The following is a 17,291-nucleotide window of genomic DNA, read 5'->3' on the forward strand; positions in this document are numbered from 1 at the left end:
ATGTAAGATAAAGAAAAAAGAAGAGGAGGCATGGGTATGCGAAAAAAAATGAAACTATTTATTGCCATGGTATCAGTGGGGGCTTTATTGGGAACGATGCCAGTTATGGCAGCGGAACAGCCAGAACTTCTAACGAAAGTGCAGGATATTGCGAATGGTTCAGATGAACTTTACGGGGAAGGAGTTCCGATTGAGCATGGTACAAATCCAGATGAAAGATTTTCGTCTGGCGGGGTAGATCATACACATCAGTATATTGTTGCAAACGCACTTAAAATTCTGAGCAATGATAAAGGAAATAGTGCATTCAATGGTGGGCTGAACTCATCTATCCTTATGGAGGCAACCGACTGGCCGGATAAACTTGGAAATGAAACAGATGCAGGAACTTTTGCAGGACACTTTTATGATCCTGATACTGGAAAAAACTGGCTTGGTCAAAAATCTCCGACAGCTAGGACAAGAGCAGAGTCATATTTTCAGGCAGCAGTAAATGCGTATCGTGCAGGGGATGTACAATTGGCTATGTCAAACCTAGGAAAAGGCACCCATTATGTATCGGACTTAAACGAACCGCATCATGCATCGAACTTGACAGCGATAAACAGCAATCATTCCGCTTTTGAAAAGTATGTTGATAAAAACAGGAAATCTTATACAATAGCAGGAAATTCATTTAGCGAGTCTGTATACACAACAGCAGTAAATACTTCTACAGGAGATTTGATGTATTCAGCAGCAAAACATGCAAAGAGCCTTGTAGGAAGTGCTCAGAATGAAAGCACGTATGAAAGTGCAGCAAGGCGGTCTGTTCAGCATGCAATACAAACTGTTACACAGTATATGTATAAGTTCGGAAAAGAAGTTGGCATTTATTGATAAGAATTTTTAGACCTTGATATTGTTGTAAAATATTGAGGTCTATTTTTTTGTTCCATTCAGACACTAAAATACGCAAAATAAACAAAATATATGGTCAAACGGTAGAATTTGGTTAAAATTGTTCTTAGTATATTAAAGAAAGGGGCAGATAAATATGTATAATTTTACATTATATATGACAACTGATTGCAATTTTAAATGCCAGTATTGCTATGAAGATTATCACAATCACTACCAGTTAAATGAGAAAACGTTAGTAGACTCTTTGGAGTTTATCATGAATTATGGAGATAAAGGAAAAGTTTTAATCGATTTTCTAGGCGGAGAGCCATTATTGAAAAAAAATTTGATTTATCAGGCAGTAGATTATATAAAAAATTTTTATCCAGAGAGAGAAGCAAAATATTATATTACAACCAATTGCTCTTTGATGGACGATGATTTTATTGACTTTATGAAAGAAAATCAATTTACAATACGGCTTAGCTTCGATGGAAATAAGGAAACTCATGATTTGAACAGAGTTGCGAAAGACGGAGTTTCTTGCTATGACAAGATTTTTGAAAATATCATGAAGGTGAAGGATAGCGGATTGAATTTTTCTGTAAGAATGACTGTAACAGAGAATACAATTCCTCACATGTTTGAGAATATCTGTTATTTACATGAACATGGTCTGGATAATATTTGTATGATTATGGACGTGTATTTAAAAATATCAGATAAATTGAAGAGCGAGTTTGAAAAACAGGTAGCAGCAATATCAAAGTATTATTTGGCGGAGGCAGCAGCAGGTAGAAGTTTTACCATAGACCAATTTGATGGAAAAATGTTTAATATGCTTTGCAATTTTGGAAATTGCTTTGGAATGTGTGATGCGGGGATTGGGAATTTTAAGATATTTCCGAATGGACAAATTTACCCATGTGGATTTCTTACCAGTAATGAGAAATATTGTATAGGCAATATTAAAGAGGGCGTTGATATAAGAAAGGCAAAATTAATTGCAGTATCTAATTTTGATAAGGCAGATCCGAAGTGCAAGGACTGTAAAATACGAGATTTTTGCCATGGTATGAAGTGTGGATATATGAATTTTATTAATACAGGAAAAATTAATGTGCCGTCGGATGCAGAGTGTATTTTTGAACACATCTTCCATCAGGCAATGGTAGAAATACTGGAATATTATTTGGAACAGCCTACTGAAATGCTTAGAGAAAAGTTAGGAATATATGTGGATTATATTCAGGAGGAGCATTTAAAACTTAGTGAATTCGGAGAGAAGATTGCCAAGAGGTTAGCCGATGAAAAGTAAAGAAGGACGCCCATATTGGCTTTTTTTAAAAGAGTATGCTTTTAAGAAAAAGTTGTTTCCTTTCTATCTTTTAACAATAGTAATTATTGTTTTAACTGCTGGTGTTTCATTGGTACGTCCGGAGCTACAAGGAAAAGTAGTAGATGATTTGGGAAATCCACAGAATACTAACTTATCAGCTTTTATGTTCCTTTTGGGTATATTTTTGGGAATGCTGTTACTTAATTATCTCATGAATTATGCTCAGAGATATATAGTGGCTGTCATATCGGAAGAGATAGCAGCAGATATGCGACAGAAGGTAGAAGACAAACTATCAACAGTAAGTGTGAATTTTTTTGAGAAGATAAAGCTAAGTGATATTTTGTTGAAAGTGGACAAAGATGTTTCAGCAGTGAAACAATGTGGAATCACAAGTATTATTACACTGGTTTCCAATATGGTTATCCTGGTAGTGGTTCCTCCATATATGTTTTCTATCCATAAGGGAATTGCCGTATCCAATATTATCTTACTGGTCAGTGTCCCTTTTATCAGCAGAATCCTGGGAAAATTGATACAAGAAACCAGTGGTCAAGTTCTAGATGGATATAACAGTATCACCAACGTTCTGACAAACACCTATGATAATTGGTTTATTACAAGACTTTTTCAATGTGGGCAATATGTGCATGATATGTACTTTGAGAAAAATCAGAAATATAAAAAAGAAACGAATCGTCAGAATTTGTTGTACATATTGAATACGTCTACAATACTTGTGATACAGTTTATAGGAACAGTCATAATATGGGTAGTCGGTGCACAAGAAGTATTTAAAGGAAATATGACCATAGGTACTATTATGGCTTTGATGAATTATCAGGCAATTATCATGAATCCCATTATAGGAATTGCACAGTTTGCTAATGAGTACCATACAGCCGTAGTTTCCTTAAAAGACATTAATGGACTGCTTCAGTATCCGGATCAGAAGCAAGGAGATGGAAAGAAAGTAACAACAGTTAATAAGATTTCCTTAGAAGATATGAGTTTTTCTTATCAAGAGTCAAATAAGAAGGTATTTGACCGGATTAATTTGAACTTCAAAAGAGGCACTCTTTACGGAATTCATGGAAAAAGTGGACAAGGCAAAAGCACCCTGTTCAAAATTATAGCAGGGGTGTATCAACCAACAGAAGGAAATATAATTGTGAATGATACAGATTTGCAGGAATTAGATATTAACAATTATTGGGAAAATACAGGATATGTTATGCAGCGTACACAGTTCTTTAATGATACGGTAAGGCGGAACATGGGATTACTACATATTGTTTCGGAGGAAGAGATGGATACGGTGGCAAAGTGCTTGGATTTGTATGATGAAATCCATGCTTTAGAAATGGTATGGGATACCGAGATAAAGATCGATCCATGCAACTTCTCAGAGGGACAGATGCGGCGTTTGGATATTATGAGGAATATTTTGAAAAATTCACAACTTCTGATTTTTGACGAGGCGACAGCGAATATTGATGAAAAACGTAGAGGGAATTTTTATCATTTGCTGCATGAACTATCAAAAGACAAAATCATTATTTTTTCTACGCACAACCTGGAAGAATTGCGAGAAGCGGATATTATTGTAGATTTGGAGAAGTTACATATAAGGCAGGTGAGTGAAAAGTGAGGATAGGTGTGTTGGATTCCAATGGTTCTTTTGATAATCCTTTTTTTCAGGACAAAAAAATTATAAAAATAGACTGTAAATGGAAAGATCAAGAGTACAGTAAAGATGCCTTTGGATTTACCCATGCAGAATATGTCTGTTCTTTTATTTTAAAGGAAAACCCAGAAGCTGAAATTGTTCTGGTACCCATTGTAAGGAAGAACAAAAAGAGTACGGTTCTGGATATGATAGAAGGTATCGAAACACTGATAGAGGAACAGGTAGACATAATTAATTTGAGTATGGGAGATGAGTACAAATACCACAAAGAAATAGAGGAAGTATGTAGAGTAGCTACCGAAAAAGGAATTTTGATCGTGGCTGCATACTCCAATCAGAAAGCAGAAGCAACCTATCCTGCATCCTTCCCTTTTGTAATAGGAGTGAGATGCCTGGATATGGATGAGCCTGTACAAGTGCTTGAATATGATGGAAAGAAAAATGATGTGATTTTTTCTTGTAGGCTTTTCTTTTTATACCACTTAGGAATACCAGTACTCCATCCAGGAAATAGTCTTGCCTGTGCGGTAGTAACAGGTTATTTAAGCAATTATAAGAAACAGTATCAACAGGCAATTTCACAGTTTACGCATAATACTTTGAATAATTATTATCCATATCAGACATTAAAACAAAAACAATGTTATTTTTTGACGAACCGTATGGAAGAACCTTTAGAACAACGTTTTATGCGGGAAGTAACGAGAACAGAACAATGCGATACTTTTGAAAGTGGAATGGAAAAACTGAGAAATATAAAGACAGTAGAGCAATATTCGGTGCTTTTTATTGATCACAATAATTATCAGGAGATATGCAAATATAAGGAGTATATCAGGGAATATGCGATGAAGCATCCGGAAATAGAAATCGTTTTGCGATATCCTCTATTTAATATGATAGAGAGATTAAATTTCCAAGAGAAGACAAATAGAAATTTGAACCAGTTTACAGTTTAGGAGGCGTAAAATGTATACATTATCATTAGAAATAATAAATAAGTGCAATTTGAATTGTACTTATTGTTATCTGGGAGAAAAGAAAAATACATACATGAGCTTGGAAACCGCTCAAAGGGCAATTGATATTGCCGTTCATGAAGCAAATAAGCAGCATGACCAGACACTTATGGTTTATTTTATCGGAGGGGAACCTCTTATGGCATTTAACCTGATGAAGGATGCAGTAGATTATACGAAGCAAAAGTGCCGGGAAACAAATTTAATATGTAAGTTCAGTACTACGATAAATGGAACGTTGATTACGGATGAAATAATAGACTTTTTTATAGAAAATACATTTGAGCTGAAAGTGAGTTTAGATGGTCCTGAGCATGTCCAGAATTTGAACAGGAGAGATTATGCAGGAAACGGAAGTTTTGAAAAGATTATGAAGAACCTTCCGTTGCTGAGAAAATATGAACAGGCAACAGGCAATCAGATTTCAGTAGCAAGTGTTGTAACAAGCAATAACTATCAATATTATGCAGAAAGTTTTCAATTTTTGCTTGACTTGGGAATTAAAAAATTAGAGTCAGGAATTGATTATTATTGTGCATGGAGTGATGAGCAGCTACAAGAATTACGAGAGCAGATAGAGAAAGTATTCGGGTTATATAAAGCATATATACAAAAAAATCAAGAAGTAATTTTTTGGAATCTATGGGAACAATATCTGAAATCTTTTTTGACTCCATGTCCATTTTACGTATGTAAGGCAGGTTTGACAACTTGTTATGTAACAACAGATGGCGGGATTTATACTTGTGCAGAACTTCCTGAGTTTAAAATCGGTTCTGTAGAAGAAGGATTGGATGTTCCCAGAATTCGAGAAATTATTTATCTGGAGGATCGAGAGGATGCGATGTGCCAAGAATGTCAATATCTTAGACATTGCAAAACAAGAGGATGTCAGATGGCAAATTATGAAATTCACCAAAATGTATATAAACCTATAAAAGTGAATTGTGAAGTGACGAAGTGGATGTATCATTTGATTCAAACAAATCTATCTGAAAAACAACTTGAAAAGTTGAAACAAGAATATGAAAGGAGATATTTACGCCATGGAAAATAAAATGAATGAGTTTATTAAGATTACGGAGGGAGAAAAAGTGGCTTTAATTGATCCGGTAGGAAAAGTCTGCCTGGGGGTAAGCAAAAGATTTGCCGATAATTTAGATAAACCAGAGTTCCAGGAAAAGTTATATCCCGTGTGGAAGCAGCAAACTGAATTTATAAAAGAAATAGAGAATAGCCATGAGAAAATCAATACAGTATATTTGATGGTAACCAGGAAATGTAATATGAATTGTGATTTTTGTGCAATCAGTGCAAATGACAAATTGTGTCCAGAAAAAGAATTTAAGCTAGAGGATATACAGAATAAGGTGGTTCCGTTCTTTCAGAAAAATAAACCACATAAAATGATTCTTACAGGTGGAGAGCCACTGATTAAAGAGCAAATTGTGGAAATTGCGAAAGCATTGCGAAATGGTTTGACTTGCCCAATTACACTACAGAGCAATGGGCTTGCTATCACCAAGGAATTAATAGAACAACTTAAAGGATATATAAATGAAATAGACTTCAGTACCATGCACATGTTCGGAACACCTGAAAAGGAGCAGCAGTTAATTAATCATATAGAGATGTGTCAGCAAGCCGGAATAAAGGTAGTTCTTACTTTCATTTATGAGAAAACCAATGAGATGGATTTGTATCGATTGATTGATATAGCTGCGAAATATGACATAGATGTTCTTTTTAATATAGTTTCATCCGTTGGTAGAGCGAAAGAAAACTCTGAAATTTTAACAGATGTGGAACATATTGATATGAACCTGAAGATAGTAAAATATATATTGAAACAGGGATACGAAGATAAAAAAATAGGGGGAGCTTTCTATCAAAGGGTTCAAGTAAGAAATTCTTGTGGGGGATATGGAAAAGTTATGGCAATTTTCCCGGAAGGCGATATTTATATGTGTCAGTGCATGGAACAGAACCAGGTTCGAATGGGAAACATACTATTCGATGAGCCACAGAAAATTTTACAAGAATTAGAAAATTTATTGGAAAAAGATGAAATTAAGAAACTGTTCTGTGCTGAATATAAAGAAATATGTAAAGAATGTGACTACCGATATATATGCGGTGGACGTTGTATGGCATCAGAAGAACCGTATGATTACCGGTGTATTTTCTTAAAAGCAGTATTAAATTATGTGTTATTTTATTATCAGCCTAAAGAAAATAGAAAGAAAAACTTAGAAATTTATATGGAGTATATGGAGGCGGTAAAGAGAAAATGGGAGAAAGAAGCCAACGAGGAAGAAAAAAGTGCAATTTAGACAAGAAATATAGATAAAAGGTATGGTAAAGCGTATAAATATAGGCATAAGGAGGTGAGTTCGATGGAAGAATTCAATACAGAAAGAAAATCCTCAGAACTTAGCAAAGAGGAAGTAAGTATTTATACGGATGATTGCGGCGTGACAAGGTATGAATGCGTGACAGATTGTTTGGGGATAACAGCTTTAATTACGCCAATGCACTAATTTAAGTGTTCAGAAAGGAGACAGTAGCTTATGAACGAATTAGATGGAAAAGAAGCTCAGGAATTATCGAAGGAAGAAATCAACGTCTATGCAACAGACTGTGGAGAAATCCAGAACCATTGTAAAAATGACTGTTTTGGTGGCGGATCTTTTCTGAATCCGGATTATTAAAGAGGAGGATGATTGTCATGGAAGAAAAGAGAACAGAAGTAATTGAAAACGAAGAGTTATTAAAAGAAGAAGTTGATATTTATGAATTGCCGAACTGCGATATTGTTCGTAAGAAATGCGAAAATGATTGTATTGGTGGAGGCGCTTTTATAAATACAACTAAGTAATACATAAAAAAACATGGAAGGCTATTCGAGAAGCAAAAATCGAGTAGCCTTTCATTAGTATATAGATACAAATAAAAGAGAAATTTAAAAGGAGAAATGAATTATGAAAGTATTGGAAGCAAGAAATATAAAAAAATATTATGGAAAGGAGCCTAATATAACAAAAGCATTGGATGGAGTAGATTTTAATGTTGAAAAGGGTGAATTTGTAGCCATTGTTGGTACATCTGGAAGTGGTAAATCTACCTTATTAAATATGTTGGGAGGATTGGATATACCGACATCTGGGGAAATTAAGATCCAAGGAAAAAAATTGTCAGACTTAAATGACGAGCAGCTCACAATCTTTCGAAGAAGGAATATAGGATTTATTTTTCAAAACTATAACTTACTTCCGATGTTAAATGTTTATGAGAATATAGTTTTGCCGATTGAATTAGATGGGCAAGAAGTTGATCAGACGTTTTTGAACGAAATTATCAATATGCTTGGTTTGCAGGAAAAACTTAAAAGTATGCCGAATATGTTATCTGGTGGACAGCAACAGCGTGTTGCCATTGCAAGGGCATTGATTACAAAACCGGCAATTATACTTGCAGACGAACCAACAGGAAATCTAGACAGTAAGACAAGCCAGGATGTGCTGGAATTGATTCAAAGAACGAGTAGAAAATTTGAGCAAAGTGTTGTGATGATTACACATAATGAGCACATTGCAGATTCAGCAGAACGAATAGTAAGGATTGAAGACGGAAAATTTTTGAGAACTGGAGTTGGTGAAGATGAGAAAAGCAGGGAATAAAAAAGTAATAAAAACTATTGTAAAGAGAAATCTTCAGGCTGAAAAACGAAGAAATATTATGTTAGTGGTTTCTATAGCTTTAGCATCATTTTTAATATGCTTTTCAGGACTAATTGCGACTTCACTGATGGAAGTGCAGAAAAAACAGATTCAGGATACATACGAAGCAGTATATATGAATGTTTCAGAAGAAAAGTTGTCAAAGCTAAGAGAAGAAAAGGGATTTGAAAGAGTAGGACAATACTACATTGTTGGAGATATACCGTCTGCAGAAAAATATACAGCAGCTTTTTTTTACATAGATCAGCCAATGCTCTATATGTTGAGAAATCAGATAGATTTACTCAGTGGAGAAGTACCAGAGAAAGAAGCTCAAATTGCTGTATGTAAAGAATGGCTGGAAAAGTATGGGAAAGATAAAAAGGTAGGAGATAAGATTACTTTAAATACGGAGCAACTATCAGGAGAATATACGATTTCTGGGATTCTTGATATGAGAACTAGCGGAGAAACATTTCCGTTTCTAATATCTTGGGAAAAACTGGAAAATTATGAAAACTATAATGAAAGTTCCAACATGGTTTATGTGCATGTGAAGGAAAAAAACGCTGAAGATATAAAGAAATATTGCAACGAAATTGCTGAAAAAAATAATCTACCTGTAGCATTTAACAATCAATATTTTCGATATGTTAATCAAGTGATCTCCGCAGATCAATTAGGAATTTTAGGGATATTAATTGGACTTGTCTTCATAGGAAGCTATACTGTTATAAAAAGTATCTTTCAAATTTCTATAATAAACAAAATACAAAATTACGGACGACTTAGAACAATAGGAACGACACAAAAGCAGATAAAAAAGATTGTAAAAAAGGAAGGACGATATTTAGGTGTTAGAGGGATATTGACAGGTATTTCATTAGCAATACTTTGTTCAGCAATAATATTAGCAAAAGGGATTAATATTAGAAATTATATTGTATGTGCAATGATAACCGCAGTTGTCTGCTGTATTATTGTCAGTATTTCTATAAATAAACCAATTAAAATAGCAATGAAGGTCTCACCGATGGAATCTGTGAGGATGACAGCAATTAGTAATATAAAAATATCGACAAAAGAAAAAAATAGAAAACTTACGCCAATATCTTTGGGAATAATGAATTTTAAAAGAGAGCCAAAAAAAGTATGGAGTATAGTTATATCATTAAGCCTCGGAGGAATTATTCTGCTAGCAGTATCATCAGCTTTACTTTTACAAGAACCTGAAAGGATGACACAACACTTTTTTGGTGATGCTGATTATAAAATATATATAAAATCAGACAAAGAGCCAACAGAATTATTATATTCTGGGAATCCCCTTAATGATAAGCTGAAAGAAGAAATTGGTAGCATTCCGGGCATAAATGAGATACAAACATTAAGAAAATCAGCAACCTTTACCTTCGAATATAAGGGATATGGAGGAAGAGGAATGTGTGATATGATTACAACGCAAAATAAGAAAGAAATTGAAGATTCATTAATTGCAGGACGAATGCCTGAAAATCCCCACGAAATATTGGTAAAGGATGAGTATAAAGATTTTGGGGAAGAAGTAAAGGTAGGAATGCAGTTTGAAATTTCGTTAGGAAGAGAAAAAATACCAGTAACAGTATCAGGAATTTTCCAATCAACTAAAGTTGCATCTGCACAAGGATGTGGACGTGCAGGATTTAATGCCGCGATGATGTGTATGCCAGAAGATGCTTTTAAAGAATTGTTGCCTGGAATAAAGAATTTTGATTTCGCATGGGAAATCAAAATTGATCCGAAAGAACAGAGCAGTGTTGATGAAAGTCTTCGAAATATGATTTCACAAAACGAAGATATTGCAATTGAAAGCTTTAGTGAAAGAGTGGATGGATATGAAAAGGATAATATCCTATATTTCATTTTCCAGATAATTTCAATTCTAATTTTCCTTTTTGGGGTGATAAATTTGATTAACACAACACTGTCAAATCAATTATTTAGAAGACGTGAATATAGTGTTTTACGGTCTATAGGATTGACAGAGAAGCAACTTTATAGGGTTATTATCTGTGAGGGTATGTGCTATTCTATTTTAAGTATTTGTATAACGCTGTTAATTGGAACTCCTATTGCAATGTTAATTTGCCGTCAAATGAGTACGGTCTGTTATGGGAAGGTGGTAGAATATTCATTTCCGCTTTTTTATATGAGCATATATGTCTTGGTACTTTTGTTAATACAGGTTATATTATCTGTTTACCAAATAAGAGAGCAGAAGAAAAAATCAATTATTGATCAGCTAAGAATGGAATAGTTGTCCAAACAGAAAGAAAAAAATGCAATCTGCACATAAAATATGGAAATGAAATTTTGAAATAGTATACTGATGTTATCAAAAACATTAATAGGAAGGAGGAAAGTCGGATGAAAGAACGAAGAGAGGATCAAGAAGCAAGAGAACTCCTTATCGCAGAAGTAAACATTTATACGGATGATTGTGGAGAGATTCAGTTTCATTGTTTAAATGATTGCTTGGGCGGAGGCGCTTGGCTGAGTATTGAACAATAACAACAGTTAAATAATTTTATAGAAAGGAAAAAAGATATGGAAAACGAGAGAAAAGCAAAAAATTATGAAACAGATATAGAAGAAGTGAATGTATATATAGCTGATTGTGGTATAACAAGAAAAGCGTGTGTAACAGATTGTATCGGTGGAAGTGCTTGGATAAGCACTATGAACTAATATAAAGTAGGAGAAGTTCTATATAGACGATTGCAGATTAACAAAATACCAATATTGGTAGTTGCGTTTAGGTATGTGCATAATCAAAAGTTCGAAATGAACCAAGGAGGATTTTTATGAGCGATGTAAAATTAGAGAATGTTGAATTAAAGGAAGAAGAAGTCAATATATACACTCCAGACTGTGGAGTAACAAGAAAAGCGTGTACAACAGATTGTTTTATGACAACTTGTTTAATTACATGTGCAGAATAAAAGATACGATAAGGAAGGAGCAGCGTTACTGTAATAGGTTACGCTGCTCTTTTAATAGGTGATCCACATATATCCAATTCCATAGATTGTTTTAATATAATGGTGACTTTCAGTATCAATTCTTTGCCGTATACGGCAGATCATACTATTCAGAGAAGTTTCTTCGACATAATTTCCATTTCTATCCCATAGAGAATATAAAAGATGTTGTCTGGTTAAAACAGTGTTTGGGCTTAAAGAAAGCAACTTGAGGAGCTTAAATTCCAATGGTGTAAAGGAAGTAGTAGTACCTTCAATCACTGCAGTCAAGGAGTTAAAATTTAAAGTTATGTGGCTGTCTTCATACTTTGTAGCCAGATGATTGTTGGCAAATAAGATATCCAATTTTTTCGATAAAAGTGCTGGTGATGAAAGAGAAATATATAAATGGTCAGTAGCACCGGCTTCATAGAAATCCAAGATGATTTGTTCTGGAACACTAGTAGGGCATAAAAATAGAACAATGATGTTTGGACAGCATTTTTTGGCAGCCTTACATATTGTAAGACTGTATTTATGTAACATTGTGAAATCCAAGATTAAAGCATTATAAGAGCTAAAGCGTATGTTGCCAATTTGCTTTGGCCTGATGGAAATAAAATCTGTATTATAATTTGACTTTAAGACATTTCCAAGATTTTCCCCCAAGATTGTCGGATTACCAACAAATAATAGTTTTTTCATAAGTATTTCTCCTTCCTATAACTACCAGTATATTTAAAAGAAGAGAAAATGTAATATTGTTTGTATAGATTGCCTTTTTTCCTGTATAGATGTACAAAATGAGAATGGTAATACCACGATATACCATGATACATAGTAGTAATACTCTTAATTAAAGTAAAACATGGGTGTATTTAAGTGTAAAATGAGTGTATCGGGAGGTGTACGCTTGTGAATCGAATATCAGAATTAAGAAAAAAATTAGGATTGACTCAGATAAGGTTAGGGGAAGAAATAGGAGTTAGTCAGCAGACAATTAGCAAATATGAAAATGTGGATGAGAATATTTCAGGTGATATGCTACTTGCATTATCCAAATTCTTTAAAGTTCCGGTTGATTATATATTGAGAAAAGATGAAGAAGAACAGCAGAGAGAGCAGGATAATAAAAGAGAAATTATGGAGTTGTATAGGGACATGGACCAGTACAATAGAGATACTTGGATTATTATAGGAAAGCGATTATTGGGCGGTCAGTTGCACAAATATAATGAAGACAGTATCATAGAAAGAAGATTGAAGGAATAATCTAATAAGATTTTTGCAATAATTGGGATGTATACTTAAAGTATAATGATAAACATCATGAGGAGGTAGAAGATGGGAGAATTATTATACTTTAAGAATTGTGAGGAAAGAAAAAAAGCAGAGGAATTGTTAAAGAAATGTTGGCCGGAAGTATATTTTGTAGTCATGCGATTAGATATGCAAAATATATTAGAAGAAGAAAGAATTCATTTCGGAAAATGGGATATAGAATTTGAAAAGAAAAGGATGCTTTATGATGGAACGGAAATTGTAATTACTGATTTGCAATGGGATATTTTACAACTTTTGATGAGTGATACAGAGTTGAGTTTTTCGATTAAAGAAATTGCATACGCTACGAATACTGGAGTGCATGAGGCCAAAATCTATGTAGAAGATTTGTTAAAAACGATAAAGGAACAGACGGATTCTGCAATTGTACAAAAGAAAGAAGAGAGATACGCATTTGTGGAAATTACAGATTAAGTGATGGAAAAAAGCAGTGGATTTACACTGCTTTTTTTATGGGAAGAATTATAGTATATCAATACTGGCATGGAGGTGTAAGGGAGTATATAAAAGCAAAGCTGTTAATATTTTAGAATGACTCAGACAGATAGGTTATTTCGTAGATGAACAGCACAGTTACTTGTTTTGAATACAAACCCAACCGGACAGAAAAAAGTACAATGTAAACAAAAAATATAGTAATTGTAGTGAAGATATTTTATGTTATTGATAAATGTGAAACATCGATATAAAGGAGAGAACTTACTATGGAGAAAAAATTATTTACCTCAGAATCAGTAACAGAAGGACATCCGGACAAAATGTGTGATGCAATTTCAGATGCGATTTTAGATGCCTTAATGGAGAAGGATCCAATGAGCAGAGTTGCTTGTGAAACTGCAATTACGACAGGTATGGTATTAGTCATGGGAGAAATTACAACCAATGCGTATGTGGACGTGCAACGAGTAGTAAGAAAAACGATAGAGGATATTGGCTATAATAACGGAGATTATGGATTTGATGCCAAGACCTGTGCTGTATTAACGGCGATTGATGAGCAGTCTACAGATATTGCTATGGGTGTGAATAAAGCATTAGAAGCAAAAAAACATAAAATGTCAGAAGAAGAATTGGAAGTCATTGGCGCCGGAGATCAGGGTATGATGTTTGGATATGCTTGTGATGAAACGATGGAATATATACCATATCCTATTTATTTGGCGCATAAGCTGGTTCGGCGCTTATCAGAAGTGCGAAAAGATGGAACTCTTCCGTATCTTAGACCAGATGGAAAAAGTCAGGTTACAGTAGAGTACAGTGAAGATGGGGTACCATTACGACTGGAAGCAGTGGTATTATCTACACAGCATAACCCAGAAATAACGCAGGAGCAGATACATACAGACATTAAAAAATATGTATTTGATCCAATTCTTCCGGCAGATATGGTAGATGATGAAACGAAATTCTTTATCAATCCAACAGGACGTTTTGTAATCGGCGGACCTCACGGGGATAGTGGATTAACAGGACGTAAGATTATTGTAGATACTTACGGTGGATATGCACGTCATGGTGGCGGTGCTTTTTCTGGTAAGGACTGCACAAAAGTAGACCGTTCTGCGGCTTATGCGGCTCGTTATGTAGCAAAAAATATTGTGGCAGCAGGATTGGCAAAGAAATGTGAAATTCAGCTCTCTTATGCGATTGGTGTTGCACAGCCAACTTCAATTATGGTAGATACGTTTGGAACTGGGAAAATTTCAGATGAGGAGCTGGTAACAATCATAAGACAAGAATTTGATCTTCGTCCAGCCGGAATTATAAAAATGCTGGATCTTCGCAGACCTATTTACAGGCAAACAGCAGCTTATGGTCATTTTGGAAGAGATGACCTGGATTTAACATGGGAACGTTTGGATAAGGTAGAAGTATTGAAAAATTATTTAAAAAAATAAGAGACTAAGGAGCATTGTATATGAAGTTATATAAAAAAGGAATTGCCTGTTTTTTTGCCTTTGCAATCATGCTTACATTCTTTATGGGAAATTCAGATACGATATATGCAAAAGAAATAAAAACGTCAGATACTTACAATAAATATATTACAGTGGAAGGAAAGAATATGCGTATTGTTATGTATGGAAATATGAATGAGAATGGAGTCAATTTCGCAGATATGACAAAAACGACTTTGGTAATGTTACCGGCTTTGGGTGTGCCTTCCCCTCATTTATATTTTAAACCTTTGGCACAGTCGTTGGAACAAGACTTTAATATTGTAATCGTAGAACCATTTGGATATGGGCTTAGTGATTTGGCGGAAACGGATAGGACAGTTTCCAATATAAATAGAGAAATAAATGCAGCATTGGAAATTCTGGGTATTCGAGAGTGTGTACTTTTGACTCATTCTATTTCAGGAGTATATGGTCTTGAGTTTACTCAGACCTATCCTGAAAAAGTAAAAGGTTTTATTGCTATTGATAATACGGTATACGATAAAGAGCTAGCAGATGCTATGGCAATGGAAAAAGAGTATATGCTGAAAGGAATTGATGAATTTCAAAAACTCAGAAAATCTTTTTCTTCTATAGAAGAATTTCAATTAGAATTAGAAAGAAATCCTGAACAATATGGAGCTGTTTTGCCAGAAATTACTGGATATACATATTCCGAGAGTGATAAGTCAGAATATATAAAGGCATATTCTTTAAGCAGTAATGAAACAATCCGAAATGAAGTGAATAATATGGATCAGAATTTATTATCCATAAAAGGAAAGAAATTTCCAACGGCTTTGCCAGTTTTAACCATGATTTCTTCAGAGAATGTAGAAAATATTCCGGCATGGAAAAGTGGACATGAAAATCAATTGGATTTTAGCTCTGGAAATCATCAATTATATGTCGTAGAAGGAGGCCACTATATCTGGTATACCAACCTTACACAGATTGTACAACATATAAATGAATGGGCAACGGCAAATCAGTTTTAAAAGGAATAAGCAGTTTTGCCATATACATAAAGAAGCGAAAGGGAGTGTGCTTTGGAGAAGGCAATCATTACAGAAACATTTGGGGCAAAAAAGTTTGCAGCAGATTTGTTATATAATTCTATGGGGGAAGAATCAGAATTTAGGATATATCCAGATTACCGCAAAATTTATAGAGGAAAGACAGAGATTATTTTATCAAAGGCTGAATACGAACTATTTATCCTTTTATCTGGAAGACCAGGGGTGATCTTTACAAAGGAAAAGATATTTGAAATTCTATATAATGAAGAAGTACCAGAGAGTATTGATAATATTATTTATTGTTTGGTATCCAGTATGAGAAAGAAAATTGAACCGGAAATAAAGAAGTGCCAGTACATTAAAACAGTAAGAGGAGTTGGATACAAATTTGAAGGAAAAAAGATTGATGTCTTTCCCTGATAATAACGAAAGAGGCAGAGGAGAAAATCCCCTGTCTTTTTTGTTGCTTTTTTGTGCCATTCTACGTACAGAAGTAGTAAAAGGTATCTCTCAAAAAGTATGCTTTTTGATGGGAGATGTAATAGGCTATTTTTTTATTTCCAAAAAGTATATAAGAAAGTTTTGAGATATGCCAAAATATTTTAAGACTTTTTGGGAATGTATAAAGGGGGATACGTATGGCATATTATGGGTATCACAGAATCAGTACTAAGGAACAACACTTGGACCGAGGTATTATAGAAATAAAGAGGTTCTGTGAAAATCAGAAAATTAAACTGGAAAGTATTTTTACAGATAAGATAACCGGTAAAAATTTTGACAGACCACGTTATACCGTTCTTGTGGAAGATGTTTTACGGGTAGGGGATACCCTGATTATTACAGAGCTGGACAGACTTGGCAGGAACAAGCAGGAGATTTTAAAGCAGCTACGTTTTTTAGAAGAAAAAGGGGTTCGGGTAATGGTATTGGAACTTCCTACCACGTTGTTTGACCTGTCTCAGATGGAAAATAATCTGGCAAAGATGATGATAGAAACAATCAATAATATGATGATTGAACTCTATGCATCCATGGCACAGGCAGAGATGGAGAAAAAGGAGAAGCGACAAAAGGAAGGTATGGAGGCAAAAAGGCTTCGGGGTGAATGGGATGAAGTAGGAAGACCACGGGCTATAGAACAGGAAAAGTTTAACCAGGAATTTATGAGGGTGGTACAAAAGAAGGTAACACCGACACAACTGCAGCGGGAGTTGGGGTTAACTTCTTCTACCTATTATCGGTATCGGAAAAACTTTTATGAAATTTTTCCGGAATTTCTTCAATCTGTATAGAGATGAGGTAATTACTAAGTAAAAGAAAAATTTAAGGAGGCAGAT

At 34.4% G+C, this 17,291-nt stretch carries 21 protein-coding genes; 20 read left to right on the forward strand and 1 reads right to left on the reverse strand.

The genetic code is table 11. The annotated features are described in order from the left end of the window. The first annotated feature begins 36 nt into the window (after positions 1-36). From DWZ38_RS07485 to DWZ38_RS22180, 14 genes are all read left to right on the forward strand, one after another. Positions 37-879, forward strand: a complete 843-nt coding sequence (locus DWZ38_RS07485; protein WP_243000190.1) for a zinc dependent phospholipase C family protein — start codon at positions 37-39, stop codon at positions 877-879. A gap of 178 nt (positions 880-1,057) precedes the next feature. Continuing rightward, positions 1,058-2,200 (forward strand): radical SAM protein, encoded by a 1,143-nt coding sequence (locus DWZ38_RS07490; protein WP_227194420.1) that lies wholly within the window; start codon positions 1,058-1,060, stop codon positions 2,198-2,200. Beyond that, complete coding sequence (locus DWZ38_RS07495) at positions 2,190-3,872, forward strand: ABC transporter ATP-binding protein (RefSeq protein ID WP_117851360.1); 1,683 nt, start codon at positions 2,190-2,192, stop codon at positions 3,870-3,872. Before DWZ38_RS07490 ends, DWZ38_RS07495 begins: the two co-directional genes overlap by 11 nt. Before the next feature lie 8 nt (positions 3,873-3,880). Continuing rightward, a complete protein-coding gene (locus tag DWZ38_RS07500) occupies positions 3,881-4,870 on the forward strand; it encodes a S8 family serine peptidase (RefSeq protein WP_243000191.1) in 990 nt (329 codons plus the stop codon). A gap of 10 nt (positions 4,871-4,880) precedes the next feature. Continuing rightward, the gene (locus tag DWZ38_RS07505; RefSeq protein ID WP_117851364.1) at positions 4,881-5,987 is read left to right on the forward strand and encodes a radical SAM protein; all 1,107 of its coding nucleotides are present in this window, start codon (positions 4,881-4,883) and stop codon (positions 5,985-5,987) included. Continuing rightward, complete coding sequence (locus tag DWZ38_RS07510) at positions 5,977-7,263, forward strand: radical SAM protein (RefSeq protein WP_243000192.1); 1,287 nt, start codon at positions 5,977-5,979, stop codon at positions 7,261-7,263. The genes DWZ38_RS07505 and DWZ38_RS07510 overlap by 11 nt, the downstream gene beginning before the upstream one ends. A 63-nt stretch (positions 7,264-7,326) precedes the next feature. Further along, positions 7,327-7,470, forward strand: coding sequence for a hypothetical protein (locus DWZ38_RS22155; protein WP_178105291.1), 144 nt, complete (start codon positions 7,327-7,329; stop codon positions 7,468-7,470). A gap of 30 nt (positions 7,471-7,500) precedes the next feature. Continuing rightward, on the forward strand, positions 7,501-7,641 hold the full coding sequence (locus DWZ38_RS22160; protein ID WP_178105292.1) for a hypothetical protein: 141 nt from the start codon (positions 7,501-7,503) through the stop codon (positions 7,639-7,641). A 17-nt stretch (positions 7,642-7,658) separates the two neighbouring features. After that, positions 7,659-7,808 carry a hypothetical protein gene (locus DWZ38_RS22165; RefSeq protein ID WP_178105293.1) on the forward strand — a complete coding sequence of 50 codons (150 nt, stop codon included), beginning with the start codon at positions 7,659-7,661 and terminating at the stop codon, positions 7,806-7,808. Between the two features lie 103 nt (positions 7,809-7,911). Beyond that, entirely contained in the window at positions 7,912-8,610 is a 699-nt protein-coding gene (locus DWZ38_RS07515) for an ABC transporter ATP-binding protein (protein ID WP_117851368.1), read from the forward strand. Then, positions 8,591-10,945: an ABC transporter permease gene (locus DWZ38_RS07520; protein ID WP_117851371.1), complete on the forward strand. Its 2,355-nt coding sequence runs from the start codon at positions 8,591-8,593 to the stop codon at positions 10,943-10,945. The genes DWZ38_RS07515 and DWZ38_RS07520 overlap by 20 nt, the downstream gene beginning before the upstream one ends. Before the next feature lie 110 nt (positions 10,946-11,055). Continuing rightward, positions 11,056-11,199 carry a hypothetical protein gene (locus DWZ38_RS22170; protein WP_178105294.1) on the forward strand — a complete coding sequence of 48 codons (144 nt, stop codon included), beginning with the start codon at positions 11,056-11,058 and terminating at the stop codon, positions 11,197-11,199. Positions 11,200-11,235: 36 nt separating this feature from the next. Beyond that, a complete protein-coding gene (locus tag DWZ38_RS22175) occupies positions 11,236-11,376 on the forward strand; it encodes a hypothetical protein (RefSeq protein WP_178105295.1) in 141 nt (46 codons plus the stop codon). Between the two features lie 116 nt (positions 11,377-11,492). Continuing rightward, entirely contained in the window at positions 11,493-11,630 is a 138-nt protein-coding gene (locus DWZ38_RS22180; protein ID WP_178105296.1) for a hypothetical protein, read from the forward strand. A gap of 51 nt (positions 11,631-11,681) precedes the next feature. Here the strand turns inward: DWZ38_RS22180 and DWZ38_RS07525 are convergent, their stop codons facing one another. Next, complete coding sequence (locus tag DWZ38_RS07525) at positions 11,682-12,353, reverse strand: winged helix-turn-helix domain-containing protein (protein WP_117851373.1); 672 nt, start codon at positions 12,351-12,353, stop codon at positions 11,682-11,684. A 210-nt stretch (positions 12,354-12,563) separates the two neighbouring features. Between DWZ38_RS07525 and DWZ38_RS07530 the strand changes: the two genes are divergently transcribed. From DWZ38_RS07530 to DWZ38_RS07560, 6 genes are all read left to right on the forward strand, one after another. Further along, on the forward strand, positions 12,564-12,920 hold the full coding sequence (locus tag DWZ38_RS07530; RefSeq protein ID WP_117851375.1) for a helix-turn-helix transcriptional regulator: 357 nt from the start codon (positions 12,564-12,566) through the stop codon (positions 12,918-12,920). 72 nt (positions 12,921-12,992) lie between these two features. Continuing rightward, on the forward strand, positions 12,993-13,406 hold the full coding sequence (locus DWZ38_RS07535; RefSeq protein WP_117851377.1) for a hypothetical protein: 414 nt from the start codon (positions 12,993-12,995) through the stop codon (positions 13,404-13,406). A 290-nt stretch (positions 13,407-13,696) separates the two neighbouring features. Continuing rightward, on the forward strand, positions 13,697-14,890 hold the full coding sequence (gene metK, locus DWZ38_RS07540) for a methionine adenosyltransferase (RefSeq protein ID WP_117851380.1): 1,194 nt from the start codon (positions 13,697-13,699) through the stop codon (positions 14,888-14,890). 20 nt (positions 14,891-14,910) lie between these two features. Further along, entirely contained in the window at positions 14,911-15,930 is a 1,020-nt protein-coding gene (locus tag DWZ38_RS07545; RefSeq protein WP_117851382.1) for an alpha/beta hydrolase, read from the forward strand. A 51-nt stretch (positions 15,931-15,981) separates the two neighbouring features. Further along, entirely contained in the window at positions 15,982-16,371 is a 390-nt protein-coding gene (locus DWZ38_RS07550) for a winged helix-turn-helix domain-containing protein (RefSeq protein WP_243000193.1), read from the forward strand. Between the two features lie 218 nt (positions 16,372-16,589). Further along, positions 16,590-17,246 (forward strand): recombinase family protein, encoded by a 657-nt coding sequence (locus DWZ38_RS07560; protein WP_005340281.1) that lies wholly within the window; start codon positions 16,590-16,592, stop codon positions 17,244-17,246. The last annotated feature ends 45 nt before the right edge of the window (positions 17,247-17,291 follow it).

The organism is Ruminococcus sp. AF31-8BH, assembly GCF_003460605.1.
GTDB lineage: Bacteria > Bacillota > Clostridia > Lachnospirales > Lachnospiraceae > Blautia_A > Blautia_A acetigignens.